Origin of the sequence: Enhygromyxa salina, from assembly GCF_002994635.1 — a bacterium.
In the GTDB taxonomy this organism is placed as follows: domain Bacteria; phylum Myxococcota_A; class Polyangia; order Nannocystales; family Nannocystaceae; genus Plesiocystis; species Plesiocystis salina_B.
Genome location: NZ_PVNL01000035.1, coordinates 63,201 through 77,058, shown reverse-complemented (window position 1 = coordinate 77,058; position 13,858 = coordinate 63,201). Strand labels below are relative to the sequence as shown.

Genomic DNA, 13,858 nt, shown 5'->3' with positions numbered 1-13,858 from the left:
GCCGCTCGGCCGGGATTTTGCCCGGCTACCTGGCCGTGACCTCGCTCGGGATCCTGATCGCAGATTTGATCTCCGAGTAGAGTTGCACGTCATTGCGAGCGGTCTCCAAGGTCACGATCAGGCTGTATCGTGCGCTCTCGCCCCAGCGCTCGAGGTGCTTGCGCTCTCGCCACCAACCAGTCACGGGATATACAGCGATCTTGTTGCATACCGCGAGTTCGGCTGCGGTCGCGTCGCACCAGTCAGAGTGGATCGAGCCCTGTCCCCGCTTCTGCGGACCAACGACCCAAGCCAAATCATCGCCATTCGAGCCAGGATCGTCCGCCTCGGTCTCGTCGAGGGCCGACGTGCTCACTCGCTTCAAGAACCGCGGTTCGGTGTCGGTAGGCCGGAAAACGGCGAACCGTAGACCGTGGCTGGCATACCGGTGGCGCCGCGTCCAACCTCGCCGCCCGGGGCTGGGCTCGACAAAGTAGGACAACGTGATGCGGAGTTGCACACGCTCGTGACCCAATTGCTGTAACGTCGCCGTCGGCCACGGCAGCTCGTGCACGTGCATCTCCTTCGTCTTGATGGTCTTCGACTTTTCGTCTCGGCAATACGGGGTCAGCGCGCCCTCGTAGATGAGGGTCACCAAGTTCTCGGCGCTACGCAGCGCTCGGGCTTCATCGGGTACACCGTACCCGTAGCACCGCAGACGGTCTTGGATCATCGCCTTGCTCGTTCCCGGAAAGCGTCGACGCATAGCCGAGGTCCAACGGGCCGAGTGAACCATGAGCCCTCGCACGATCTCCGCCCGCAAGTCGGGATATCGAGCCCAGATCCGCGCCGCCATGCGAGCCGCCAGAGCGGTCGCCGGGCTGGTGTCGTGTGTAATCGACAGCAGCGCACCGCCGGGACGCAGCGTCGTCGTCAACAAGCCCAGATCATCCGGGACGCACCGCTCCTGCCCCGGGCCCACCGCCCAGTTCCCACCTTCCATCACGACATCCGGCTTGACCGGCCATCCATCTCGTGCGGCCTCGGGCCACGCCAGCGACACGCGGCTGGTCGGGCACAAGTCGCCGGGCATCGCGATTGGCGTGTAGTCAGCGTAGGCTGGGTCGGGACCGACGTCGACCCGTTCCGTCATCGCGCCGACCGTCAGGGCATTCCACGACTGCCCCGGATCCTCGACACCGCAAGAGCTATCCCGCAACATGGGATACTCGTAGTCGTCCCCAACGATCTGATCGCGGAGGTTTCCTGCCGCCACGCAGATCAGCTTGGGCTCTCCTGCCAACGCTCCGCCGACGCACGTCTGATCCACCGCGGCGGACCACGATGACGGTAGGCCGCCATCACGGCAGTCGGCCGTGACCGCGAGGTTGAACACCCGACGGCGTTGTGGCTGCAAGCTCTCGATCCGGGCGATCGCCTCCTGGGTCACGCTGCCGTAGACCTCCAGGCGGTTCTCGCCGTTCGGTGGGAGGATCTTGACCGACTCCAACCGGTGCTCGAGCGTGACCAGCTCGCTCGACTGCAGCGCATCGACCAATGATCCATATAGTGCGAGGCCCGCCATGGTCGTCCCGTGCCGGCCAGCATGGTGGTCGCGCGCTCCCCAGCTCAGTTCGACGGCTTGCGCGTCGTTCGGCTCCAGGCCGAGCGCGAGCAAGGGGTGACCGTGCGCGACACCGGTATCCAGCAGGCAGACGGCCGGGGCATGCGGTGAAGGCCGTACAACTCGGTCGACGAGATCGTCGATGAGTTCCCTTTGGAACCTCGGAGAGCTCTCGACATACTCCGAATTCAGGGGCTTGGCACGCCGGAGCTCGGCGACGTGAAGGAACAGCCGCGCGTGTCTCTGCCATTGCTCGTGACTGCCCCATACCAACACGATGGCTCGCTCCGGGAACACGAGCATGCGCGGATTGACCTCCAGCCGAGCCGACGCGGCCTCGTCCGCAAACTGTTGTTTCACCGCAGCGTGGTCGTTCGCGCCGACGTAGAGCCAGACCTCCCACCACAGGGTCTCGGCGGGCTGGGGAAAGGCTAAACTGTCCGTCCACAGGTCGGCTTCGGTCGCCAGTCGAATGCTCTCGATGTTCTCGACGAGGTCTTGGTGTTTCGGCCGTCCGCTCTTAGTATTGGTTTCGGTCTTGTAGCGGTTGAAAACGGCCTCGACGATGCTCCGTTTCCCGTCGGGAACCCGGACCGTTGCACGAATGCCATTCGGGCCTTCGATCGCGCTCAGGAGGTGAATGCCACTCCGCAACCGCTCGAGGGATCCGATCAAATCCTCGGCTTCGCGCGTGAGCTCGAACGTGAGCGGGGTGGGATCCGCAGGCTCGAGCCCACGCCGCTGAGCCTCGGATGCGGACTGTTCCAGCTGGGACAGGAGCTTGTCCGCGTGCAATGCCCGGTCGCGTGGAGGTCTCGTATACTGATCACCACCGCCACCGCGCGCCGTGTAGCTAACAGCTCTTTCAGTCCCACGCAGATATAGACGCCGCAACTCACTCATGGAGAACTCGAGACAGCCACGGTACGGTACGCCGTACGCTCGGTCAAGGCGCGGACCAGGTCCTTGGTCGTCACGGTGTCCGTGTCGGCAAGGACGGCGTCCTTGGCCGACTCTTGGGCGGCACGAACGATCTCCGCGTGGCTCAGACCCTCGGCGGCGGCCACGATGCGCTTCCAGGTAAGTCGCTTGGTCACGAACGCGGACAGTCGATTCTCGATCAAGGGTCGAACGTGTTGCGGCGCAGGCAAGTCGTAGTGGAGGACGGCGTCGAACCTGCGAAACAGCGCGTCGTCGAGCATCGGCAATAGATTGGTCGCCGCAACGACGATGCTGTCCGAGTCGTGTTGCTCGAGGAACTGCAAGAATGAGTTCAGCACGCGCCTGATTTCGCCTACATCCTGCGTGGTACTTCGCGTGCTGCCGATCGCGTCGAATTCGTCGAATAGGTAGACGCCCGCGGTGCTCTCCATGGCCTCGAATATGAGGTGGAGCTTGGCCGCGGTCTCGCCCATGTACTTGGTGATGAGCGCGTGGAGCTGCACCGTCATCAGCGGTAGCCGACACTCACCCGCCAGGACCGAGGCGGTCATGGTCTTGCCACACCCGGGGGGTCCGACCAGCAGCAGCTTCGCTCGGGGCGCGAGCCCGTGCCCACGCAGTCGGTCTCGCGCGCGGTACTCGGCGATGACACGCTCGATCGCTTGGCGCAATTCGTCCGTGAGCACCATGTCGCCCAGGCGAGTCTCGGGGTACGAGGCGCAGAGCAAGCCTGCGAGGTCTCGCGCGGGCCTGGCGATAGGCACAGGACGCGCCGGGCCGACGTGCAAGGAGCGCTGGGTGCGGGCCTCGTCGACCAGCGTGCGCAGCTGGTCCGCGAGCTTGGTCTTGCCATGCTTGGCGGAGGACGCGGCGATCTGCATGGCGACAGCACGGAACCGAGCCTCGTCGCCCTGGTTGTGGCTCTCGATCAGAGCCCGGAGTTGATCTGCCGTCGCCACGTCGCGTGTCCACGCTCAGTGTACCGCCGGAAACCCGAGCGGCCTAGCGCGTGATCGCAACGTGCAGATCGTGGTCCACCACCGCGCGCGAGATCGACAGCTCCTCCCGGGCGCGCTCGGCCAGCGCCTCGCACTCGCTCAGTGGCCGGCTCCCGCCGTCGGGAAACTCGAAGCAGCCGCCCTCGCGCGGGATCCCGTGCCCGACCGCGACAAACATGCGACCTCCGTCGATCGACACCGGCCCAAACGCAGATCCATCGGGGTACGCCGCGAACCCTTGCGACTCCATGCCAGGCAACAATGGCTGCCCGACAAAGCCCGGCGAGCGCTCGATCCCAAGCGCGTGCAACACCGTGGGCGCAACGTCGATCTGCCCGCCGGTCACCTCCACGCGACCGTAGGCCGGCCGCTGCTGGGTCGGCACCCGCACAAACAGCGGCACGCGCTCGAGTCGGTGAAACAGCGCGGGATCCCACCCGTCCGCGCCCGCGAGCTCGATGACCTCGGGGTATTCGTCGAGCTCGAAGCGGGCGTCGTGATCTCCGTATAGCGCGACGACGGTGTGATCCAACAACCCAGCGTCGTCGAGACCATCGAGCAATTGCGCGAGCGATCGATCAAAGTAGTTCATGGCCTGCAAGTAATTCCCGACGCGCGTCCCCTCCAGGGCGCCGAGCTCGAGCTCGCTCAGCTGCGCCGGGAATTCATCATAGGGGTGGTGGAGCGACAGCGTAATCGCGAACCCAAACCACGGCTGGGGCAGGGTCTCGAGCTCGGTCAACAGGCGCTCGAAGAACAACCCATCCGCGAGACCCCAGCCCGTCTCTTGCCCGGGCCCGAGCTCGCGCCGAAACAGCGAGCGCTCAAACCCATAGCGCGGATGCAGCACGGCCCGATTCCAGAACCCGCGCTTGTAGGGGTGGGCGGAGATCGTGGAATAGCCGCGCGCATGCAGCACGTGCGCGAGGGTGAAGAACCGGTTGTCAGCCCGCAAGAAACAGACCGCGCCCTCGCCCAGGGGGTGCTGCGAATTGAGGACCAAGTACTCGGCGTCGGAGGTCTTGCCCTGGTTGGTCTGGTCGATCAGGTAGGGGTACCAATCGGCCTCGTCACGCATGCGATTGAGCAACGGGGTGACCGGTTGGCCCTCGACCTCGAGCCCGATCACCCAGCTCTGCGCGGCCTCGACCTGGATCAGCAGCAGGTTGTGGCCCGTGCCCTGCTGGCGAGGATCGGCGGCCAGCAGCGCCTGCTCGACCTGCACCGCGCGGGCCTGAAACCATGCGTGGATCTGCGCGAGCTCGGACTCGCTCGGCCGGCCCCGACGTCCGCGCTCTCGCACGGTCCGGGCGAGGTCGAACAGGTGCGCGTTGAGATACCCAAATCGGCCGACCATCGCCTGCTCGGAGAACACGCGCGCGCCCAGGCTGCCGCCAAGCGCGACGCCCAGCCGGACCAACGCCGGGCTGGCTAGCAGCAGGCAGATCCCACACGCGAGCAGCCGGGTCCGCAGCTTGGGCGCCACCGAGACCGAGTCGGCCGAAGGATTGGCCGGCCAGCTCGCGGCGGCGAGCAAGCCGGTGATCGGCACCACCGCCAGCCAGCTCCACGCGCCCTCGAGCTCCGCGACCGCGCTGTCGCCAACCTCGCCCAGGTGGTGCGAGGCGGTCAGCGCCACGGCCGGGACGATGCTGCCGAAGTAGTGCATGTAGACGAGATCCGCGACGCCGAGGATCGCCAGTCCGACCACCACCAACGCGGCCAGCCAGATCCGGGTGCGCCCACCCGCCAGCGCGGGCGCGGCCACGAACAGCCACGCCCCCGAGCCGGCCAGCGCGGTCGACCACCGCCAGGCCTCGATCCCCGAGAGGTCATGAAACGCGAGGGTCAGCGACCAGATCGCCAGGCCCGCCCAGATCAGGGGCAAGTGCTCGACCACCAGCTGCGCGCGCGCGCCAGTCGGCGACCACCGACGCCGCGCCAGCGGTCCGGCGAGCGTGACCAACCCCAGCGCCACGGCCAGCGCCGCCGCCAGCCAGGTCGCGCGCACGGTCGGCAAGCTGGCAGGCTCCCACGCGCGGGCCAGGGCGAGCTCGACCGGCGGCCCGTACCAGCGCTCGTGCTCGCGGACCATCTCCCACTGCAAGCGATAGCGACCGGCGCGCTCGGGTCCGCGGATCTTGGCGGTCACGCGCACGCGCTCTCCGGGAGCGACCGGTTGAGCGAAGTTGGTGCGCAGCCCATCAAAGTCGACGATCTCACCGTCGGCGTCGAGCCAGTGATACGCGAGGTGATCCCCGCTGGCCTCGGACCAGGTCTCGGTCCCCAGGTTCTGCAGCTCGAGCTCGACCTTGGCGCTGCGGTTGACCCACACGTGGCGCACGGTCGCGGCTTCGACGAGCCCCCACGCCAGGCGCGGGCCGCTGACCTCGACCTGCCGCCGCGCTCGACCGCCGCGGGGCTCGGGGTACCAGCGCTGGCCCTCGCGCACGATCCCCCAGATCAGCTCGTAGTCGCCGGGGTCTTCGGGCGCGACGAGGCGGGCGTCCAGCGCCACGAACTCGCCGGGCTCGACCGGTCCGGGCAGCTGCGTGCGCGCGCCTTCGATCAGCTCGCCCCCGCTCGCGGGGCGCCAGCGGTAGCCGAGCTGATCCCCGTCGGCCCACGCCTCGCTGCCCGTGTTGCGCAGCGTCACGCTGACGAGCTGCTCGGGTTCGTCGATCGCCAGCCGGGCCGGCAGATCATCGTCGATCAACGCCCACTGCAAGGGGTCGGGGTCGACCCACGCGCACGTCAGCTCCGACGAGGCACCGGTCGCGTCCGGTCCATACCAGCGGACCCGCTCGCGCAGCGGCTCGAGCTCCAGGCACACCCGGCGCGGCTCGCTGCCCCCCAGCGGCGGCGGTCGGACGCGCAGCTGGACCTGGGCATCGGCGCCCGCAGGCACCACGCTCGCGTAGGCCGTGCGCAGTCCATCGAACTCGAGCAGCTGGCCCTCGTCGGACCACCAGTGATAGGCGAGCGCGTCGCCCAGCTGGGGCTCCCACGAGATCTGCCCGCGATTGCGGACCCGCGCCGGGACCTCGATCGTGACGGCGGCGGCCAGCCGCTCGGGCAGCTCGAGCGAGACGCTCTCCCATCCAAACTCGCCGACCTCGACCTCGACCGGGTGAAAGATCGGTCCGTCGAGCGGCGGCGGAAACCATGTCACGTGCTCGCGGACGAGGGCCCACTCGAGCTGGTAGCGGCCGGGTGCGTCGGGCGGTCGCACGCGGGCGGTCAGCGTCACGGCCTCGCCGCTGCGGACCAACTTGGGCAGCTGGGTGCGCAGCCCGTCGCGGACCAGCAGCTCGCCGGACTCGCTGCGCCAGTGATACGAGAACCGATCACCCAGACGCGGCGCCCACGGCTGGCTGCCGAGGTTGCGGATCGTGACCGGAACCTCGGCGTCGGCGCCCACCCACAGCTTCGCCGGGGTCGCCTCGGCCTCGAGCGCCCAACCATACTGCGCGGCCCGTGCTGGTCGTGGCGTCAGCAGCAACGCCACGACCACGCCCACGAGCGCGAGCAGCTCACGAGCTCGCGTCGTCGCCCTCGCCCTCCTCGGAGGCCTTGCTCGGCTCGGCCTTCGCGGACCGCTGGGAGCTGCTGGACTCGTCTTGCTCGCCGTCCTCGGGGTCAGCGTCGAGCACCGCCTTGCGCGGCCCGTCGGGGACCGTCACGGCCGGACGATCAATGCCGGGGCTGGACGAGGAGACCGTCTCGATCCCAAGCTCCGGATCCGACCCGGCGGGCGAGTCCGCGTCGCTCGGCTCGTGGGGCACCGGCACCCGCGCGACCACGTCGGTCTCGACGTCCGCCTCGAGCGGACCCGACGGCTGCTTGCTAGCGTGCTTCTTCTTCTTGCCCTTCTTCTTCTTGGGCTTGCTCTCGGGTAGCTGCAGCGCCGCGGTCACGGCCCCGAGCTGCGCGGGCACGTGGGTCGGCAGCCGCGGGTCATCGCCGACGTCGAGCAGCGAGGGGTTGAACAGCAGCCAGCTGCCGAGCAGCAAGATCACCAGCGTGAGCTCCGCGCCGACGATGATGTTGTACATCAGCGAGTCGCTGTCATTGAGCTCGAAGTAGAAGAAGTCGAACCCGGCCGCGGCGAACAGCACGATGCCCATGATCAGCATGTAGCGGTTGCTGAGCAGCTTGCGGTCGACCAAGAACAAGATCGCGACCACGCCCAGGTAGTAGCGGGTTGCGACCGCGAGCAGGAAGAACCCGAACACGCCAAACAGCGCGGCGAAGCTGACCATGTCGAGCCGGCGCACGGCGATCAGCAGCGGCGCCATCAAGCACGCGACGGCGGCCCAGTAGTAGCCGCTGCGAGCGTTGAAGTTGGCCTGCTTGAGCCCGTAGTCGCTCCCGGTGACCTTGCCGTCGAGCATGAACAGGTGCTTGAACCCGACCCGGAACGACGCCGAGGTCGAGTTGTGGATCTTCATGTTCTCGTACCAGGTCCGCCAGTTCTCGAACCCGCCGTCCATGCCGATCAGGCTGATCACGAAGCACAGCGCGAGCGTGCCGCCGTAGAAGCCGGCGAACCTCCAGTGCTCCTCGCGGAGCTTGCGGGTATCGAGCAGGTCGCTGGCGATCTTGATCACCACCCCGACCGCGAAGATCGCCGGGAACACCCGGACCATCGTCGCCCAGGCGAACATCGCCCCGGCTAGACCCCACTTGTCCTTCTTGAGCGCGGCGAACCCGATCAGCAGCGCCGCGACGTAGTCGAAGCGCAGGATCGACCCGCCCATGTGCGTGAACCGGTTGGGAAAGAACACGCAGAAGAAGATCGCCATGATCGCGGCTTGGCGGACCCCGAACGCCCAGCCAACCACGCCAAAGGCCACGCACATCAAGAACGGATCGATCTTGGCCAGCCGCTTGAGGCTGTCGAGGTTGACGTCGATCGGGTTGACCAGCAGCTTGGAGACGGTCGCGTAGAACGGCGTGCCGTTGAAGCCCTTGTCCTTCATCAAGATCCGCCACTGGCGCTTGGACGACCAGGTCCCGAACTCGGCGAGGTCATGGCGAAACTCCTCGAGCCGCTCGGGGGTGAACCGGCTCTCGCAGTCGTTGCCGGCGATGTGCTCCTCGCGGTCGACGAATTTGCGGGTCCGCAGGTCACGGATCTGCTTGACCGCGCGAAAATGGTGCGGCCCCGCGCGGTCGACCGCGTAGGCGCACTTGTAGAGATCGAAGTAGCCGAGCTCCTTGTGATACTTGACGCCGATCACCGTGTGAAAGGCGTCCCAGCGATGCACGTACACGCCGTTGTTGCGGGTCCCGTAGAAGTAGTTGATCGACGCGCACAGGGCGATCACGACCAGGCCACCCGAGATCACCCGGTTGGCCCAGCTCACGAACTTCGGGTCGTCGAGCTGCTTGGTCAGCGCCGGAGCCACGTCCTCGAGCAGCTTCGGCCGATTGCGGAGGCTCCGCCACACCAGCGCGGCGAGCAGCACGACCACCATCAGCGACGCGATGTCGAGCTGGGTGGCGTAGGTCTGGTGGGGATCGGCGAACCGGCCGAGCAGGGCGTCGATCCCCGACGGGGCTTCTTCAGCGGCCGGGGCGAGCCATAGCAGTCCAAGCAGGGCTTGCATGGCGCGACATTGCCATGGTTTCCCAGACCCCCACAGGCGGTATAAACCCACGTGTCCAGCGATCCTGAGGTCGTCGTCATCGGCGCGGGGCCCAACGGGCTCGCGGCTGCCTGCGTGCTCGCTCGCGCGGGGCTGAGCGTGCTGGTGGTCGAGGCCCACCCCGAGCGGGCCGGCGGGGCCCTGGCTTCGGATGCCGGGACGCTGCCTGGGTTCACTCACGACGTGGGCGCGGCGTTCTTTCCGTTCGCGCAGGCGAGCCCGGCGTTTCGGGATCTCCGCCTGGACGAGCACGGGCTGCGCTGGACCTTCGCGCCGATCGAGAGCGCCCACCCGGCCCCGGACGGCAGCGTGGCCGTGCTCGCGCGTGACCTCGACATCGTCGAGCGCAATTTTGGATCTCCGGAAGACGGGGCGCGCATGCGTCGGGTCTGCGAGTGGCACCGGAAGGTCGAGCCCTCGCTGATCCCCGCGATGCTCGAGACCTTCCCGGCGATCCGGCCGGCGCTCGGGCTGCTGCCGTTTGCGATCATTCGGATCGCGGCCACCTTCATGCGCAGCGGCGCGCGGCTGTCCAACGCGTGGTTTCGGTCGGAGGCGGCTCGGCGGGTGATCCCCGGGCTCGCGCTGCACACCGACGTCGGGCCCGACGACACGTTTGGATCGGGGATCGGCTACATGCTCGCGGTGATGGCGACGACCGGGGGCTACGGCGTGCCCGAAGGCGGCGCGGGGGCGATCACGGCCGCGCTGCTGGGCAAGCTCGAGAGCCACGGCGGGCGCCTGCAGCTGGGCGCGCGGGTCGAGTCGATCGTCGTGCGTGACAACCGGGCGGTGGCCGTGGTGCTGGCGGATGGGCAGGAGATCCGCGCGAGCACGGGGATCCTCAGCGATACGTCGGCGCCCGCGTTGCTCGGGCGCCTGGTCGACGCCAAGCACCTGCCGGGCCGGATCGTCCGCAAGATGGCGAGCTTCGCCAGCGGCTGGGGCACCTTCAAGATCGACTGGGCGCTCGACGGGCCGGTCCCGTGGAGCTGCGAGCCGGCCCGCGAGGCCGCGGTGGTCCACGCGGGCGACAGCCTCGAGGATCTGCGGCGGTTCACCAACGAGGTCCGCGGGGGTGCGCTGCCGAGCAACCCGTACCTGGTGATCGGCCAGCAGAGCCTGTCGGATCCAACCCGCGCGCCGGCTCAACAGCACACGCTGTGGGCCTACTCGCGGGTGCCGAACCACGCGCCCGGGGCCGGCGACTGGGCCGAGCTCAAAGCGCGCTTCGCCGACACCGTGGACGCGCGCATCGAGGCGCTCGCGCCAGGGTTTCGTGATCGTGTGCTCGCCCGCCGGGCCGTCTCACCCGACGACCTCGAGCACATGGACGCCAACCTGATCGGCGGAGACCTCGGGGGTGGATCGAACGCGTGGTATCGACAGCTGCTGTTTCGGCCCGTGTTTCCGTGGTTTCGCTATCGCATGCCCGTGCGCGGGCTGTATTTGGGGTCCTCGTACGCACATCCGGGCGCGGGCGTGCACGGAATGTGTGGCTACAATGCCGCGCAGATGCTGTTGCGGGATCTGTGAGGGGTTGTCCTTGACACTCGATGCCGGCAGTATTCCGCCACCGACGACACCGATCGTCGATCGCCGCCTCACCGCGGCCCACCATTTCCGGTACAGAATCATGCAGACCCGAATCGTCCCACTCATCATTGCCGCCGCGTTCCTCACCATTGCTTGCGATTCAAAGCCCGCCGAGGGCGAGAAGAAGCAAGACAAGGAGCCGGCCGAGAAGACCGCCGAGAAGGCCCCCGAAGCGGCGCCCGAGAAGGCCCCCGAAGCGCCCCCCGCCGAAGAGGCGCCCGCGGTCACGCCCGGCGAGGTCAACCTCGAGGAGTTCGAGGAGCCCTTTCTCGGCAAGATGCTGCTGCCAAAGGGCGCCGAGGCCACCAACATGAGCGACAAGGGCGGCCACTATAAATTCCCGCTCAGCGCCGACGGGTTCGAGGCGCTGTACATCGACTACGAGACCACGGGCGGCGAGACGACCCTCGACAAGGCCAAGAAGGCGACCAAGTGGACCGTTTCGAACGCGGAGATCACCACCGCGGCCACCAGTGAAGCCGGCGTCCACGTGGTCGAGCTCGAGCGCGCGAGCGACAACAAGATCTTCGTGCTCGGGTTCCGTCCCGACAGCTACACCAAGTGCTGGGGCCCGAAGTCGCAGCTCGAGAACTGCAAGCAGATCATCAACTCGATCCCGATGCCGGCCAAGTAGCTCCCGCTACTCGTGCACGGACAAGTCGATGTCCTTTGACAAGTTGCGCTTCCACGGGATGTCCAGGAACGCGACGAGCTTCCAGCGGATCGGCGACTCGGTCATCGACTTGATCGTCTGCGCCGCCGAGAGCAGGTCCCCGAGCTTGCCCCCGACGTCGACCTTCGCGTCGATCCGCGCGGGGATCCGAACGGTGAAGCGGTGCGTGCCGCTGGCGTACGTCCGCTCGCCGTCGACCTCGACCTCGTGATCGACCAAAGTCTCGGTCCGCTGGACCGGCGCCACACGCCCGTCGCTGGCCCGCTGCGCCACGTAGCGCTTGCGCGTGGCCTGAAGCGCCACGACCAGCCGCTTGGCGGGGATCGGCTCGGTCAGCTGTAGCCGCACCGTGCCCGTGACGGTGTCGCCGAGCTCGTAGCTGCTCCGGCTGGCCTCGACCGTGATCGTGCCGACGCCGATCCCGGCGACCTTCTTCGCTTCACCCGCCGCTTGCTTCAAGCCAGCGCCGGCGATCTTCATCCCCTCACCGACTTGCTCGGTGGCCGAGTCAAACAGCTTCTTCCAGTCGGGCATCGCCGCGAGCATACCGCCGGTCTCGGTGCCGCGACCGACCAGGTGTGCTTCAATGGCCACGGTGCCGCGCCCGCGACGATTCGCCCGCTATGTCCCAGGGCTGGTCGGGCTGGGCCTCGCGGCGATGATCCTGTGGCGTGGCGGCGCGGTGCTCGAGCACGAGGCGCGCAGTCAGGTGAGCTTTGCGATCGTGGTCGAGCAGCCGGCCCGGGTGATCCCGCTGGCCGACGCCGGGGCGACTGACCCGCGGCTGCTGAGCTGGCGCGGTCTGGTCCAGCCCGCGGCCGAGCGCGAGCGGGTCACGGTGAGCGTGGATGGGTCGGCCGTCGAGGTCCGGGGTCGGGCCGACGCGGGCGAGCTCGAGCTCCCGCTGCTGGACCTCGCGGGCGCGCCCGGCTGGCACTTCGTCGAGCTGGGGATCGATCGCCGGGGCGGCCGCAGCGAGCGGATCGTGGATCCGATCTTGGTTGGCCGGTTTGCGTCCAACACCGACACCAACACCAACACCAACGTGAAGCCGTGCGGGGCCACCTTCACCGCCTCACCACAGCTGGTGCGCAGCCTGGTGATCCCGATGCTCGAGCGCGAGGTGTTGCCGGCCCTGCGCGCCAACGAGCACATGGGCCCGGACACCAAGCTGAGCAAGGCGCAGCTGGATCTGCGCGACGACGTCGTCCACTTCGAGCTCGAGGTCGCGGGCCACAACACGCTCGCGGTCAGCGGGGTCGTGGTGGTTGCGATCATCAATGAGCGAGAGCTGTTCGCCGAGCTCGTGACCCTGGGCGAGGTCGAGTTTCGCGGCGCGCTGCGCAACAAGGCCCGCGGGGTCGGGGCTGGCGGCGGGGCGCTGATCGGCGGCTTGATCAGCGGCCCGCTCGCGCCGGTCGGGGCCGCCGCCGGTTGGTTCCTGGCTGACAAGTTCGTGACCAACAAGGCCCGCGAGGTCGTCCGCGAGCAGATCGACGACGGCCTCGCGCAGCTGTCGGGCGTCGAGCTGTTGCCCACCCACGTCGAGCTGGTTCCGGGCCGGCCGAGCTCGCGCGTCGGCGTGGGGTTTTGCGAGCAGACGGGCGTGCGGGCGACCGGGCTGTTCGCTGGCTTGTGGGTGGTCCCGGAGCCCGGGCCGTCGGTGTTCGAGCTCGGGGTCCCGGGTCCGCTGATCACGGGCGCGACGCCGACCGCGGAGCCGCTCGGCGCCGCGGAGGACCTGCGGGTCGAGCTCAGCATTGATCTGGTCAACGCGCTGCTGACCTCGTGGACGGCGAACGGGCTGCTGGCCGAGCTGATCGGCGAGCAGCGGGTGCTCGCCCACGCCAACGACGAGCTCGCGAGCTGGACGCCGCTGCGCCTGGGCGGCCTGCACCCCACGCGACCGCCCACGCTGACCCCGAGCGGTGGCCCCGACGCCGGCTGGGCCTACGGGCTGGGCGGCCTGCAGATCACGTTGACTGGTGTTGACGAGCAACCGTGGGGGCAGGTGTTCGTAGCCGCGGCCGGGACCTTGAGCCCCAGCTGGAATTCCGAGACCGGCGAGCTCGGTTTGATCGGCAGCTTGGATCGCCTCGACATCACCTGCGCTCAACCAGCCGAGTCGGGCGCCGGCCAGGCGCTGCGAGGCTGCTTCTCCGAGGTGCTCGAGGCCGCCGAGGTCCGCGAGCGGATCGATGCCCACCTGCGCCCGGGCGCGCGCAACCTGCCGAAGATCGCCCTGCGCGAGCTGTTGGTCGACGAGCTGGGCATCCAGCTGGGCGACCTGATCATGACCCGCCCGCGCCCCGGTCTGCTGCGCCTGGCGGCGAGCCTTCGCGTGTCGGACGAATAGGCTACTTTCAGCTCGGGCGAGGCTTCTCGCCCGCTTGCG

The 13,858-nt window shown here is 68.3% G+C and carries 8 protein-coding genes; 3 read left to right on the top strand and 5 right to left on the bottom strand.

Going from position 1 to position 13,858, the window contains the following annotated elements; translation table 11 throughout:
• Positions 1–25: 25 nt before the first annotated feature.
• The 4 genes from ENSA7_RS07325 to ENSA7_RS07310 form a co-directional block, all read right to left on the bottom strand.
• Complete coding sequence (locus tag ENSA7_RS07325; protein WP_181233375.1) at positions 26–2,398, bottom strand: S8 family peptidase; 2,373 nt, start codon at positions 2,396–2,398, stop codon at positions 26–28.
• Between the two features lie 104 nt (positions 2,399–2,502).
• On the bottom strand, positions 2,503–3,504 hold the full coding sequence (locus ENSA7_RS07320; RefSeq protein ID WP_106088487.1) for an AAA family ATPase: 1,002 nt from the start codon (positions 3,502–3,504) through the stop codon (positions 2,503–2,505).
• A 43-nt stretch (positions 3,505–3,547) separates the two neighbouring features.
• Entirely contained in the window at positions 3,548–7,063 is a 3,516-nt protein-coding gene (locus tag ENSA7_RS07315; protein ID WP_106088486.1) for a sulfatase-like hydrolase/transferase, read from the bottom strand.
• A gap of 13 nt (positions 7,064–7,076) precedes the next feature.
• Positions 7,077–9,155, bottom strand: a complete 2,079-nt coding sequence (locus tag ENSA7_RS07310) for a hypothetical protein (protein ID WP_106088485.1) — start codon at positions 9,153–9,155, stop codon at positions 7,077–7,079.
• A 51-nt stretch (positions 9,156–9,206) separates the two neighbouring features.
• Here ENSA7_RS07310 and ENSA7_RS07305 point away from each other — a divergent pair, with 51 nt between their 5' ends.
• Positions 9,207–10,730 (top strand): phytoene desaturase family protein, encoded by a 1,524-nt coding sequence (locus tag ENSA7_RS07305; RefSeq protein ID WP_106088484.1) that lies wholly within the window; start codon positions 9,207–9,209, stop codon positions 10,728–10,730.
• A gap of 100 nt (positions 10,731–10,830) precedes the next feature.
• Positions 10,831–11,424 (top strand): hypothetical protein, encoded by a 594-nt coding sequence (locus ENSA7_RS07300; RefSeq protein WP_106088483.1) that lies wholly within the window; start codon positions 10,831–10,833, stop codon positions 11,422–11,424.
• A gap of 6 nt (positions 11,425–11,430) precedes the next feature.
• Here ENSA7_RS07300 and ENSA7_RS07295 read toward each other — a convergent pair whose 3' ends face one another.
• Positions 11,431–12,057 (bottom strand): vacuolar protein sorting-associated family 26 protein, encoded by a 627-nt coding sequence (locus ENSA7_RS07295; protein WP_146157437.1) that lies wholly within the window; start codon positions 12,055–12,057, stop codon positions 11,431–11,433.
• Between ENSA7_RS07295 and ENSA7_RS07290 the strand changes: the two genes are divergently transcribed.
• Entirely contained in the window at positions 12,050–13,819 is a 1,770-nt protein-coding gene (locus ENSA7_RS07290; RefSeq protein WP_106088481.1) for a hypothetical protein, read from the top strand. The two genes, ENSA7_RS07295 and ENSA7_RS07290, sit on opposite strands and share 8 nt — an antisense overlap.
• The last annotated feature ends 39 nt before the right edge of the window (positions 13,820–13,858 follow it).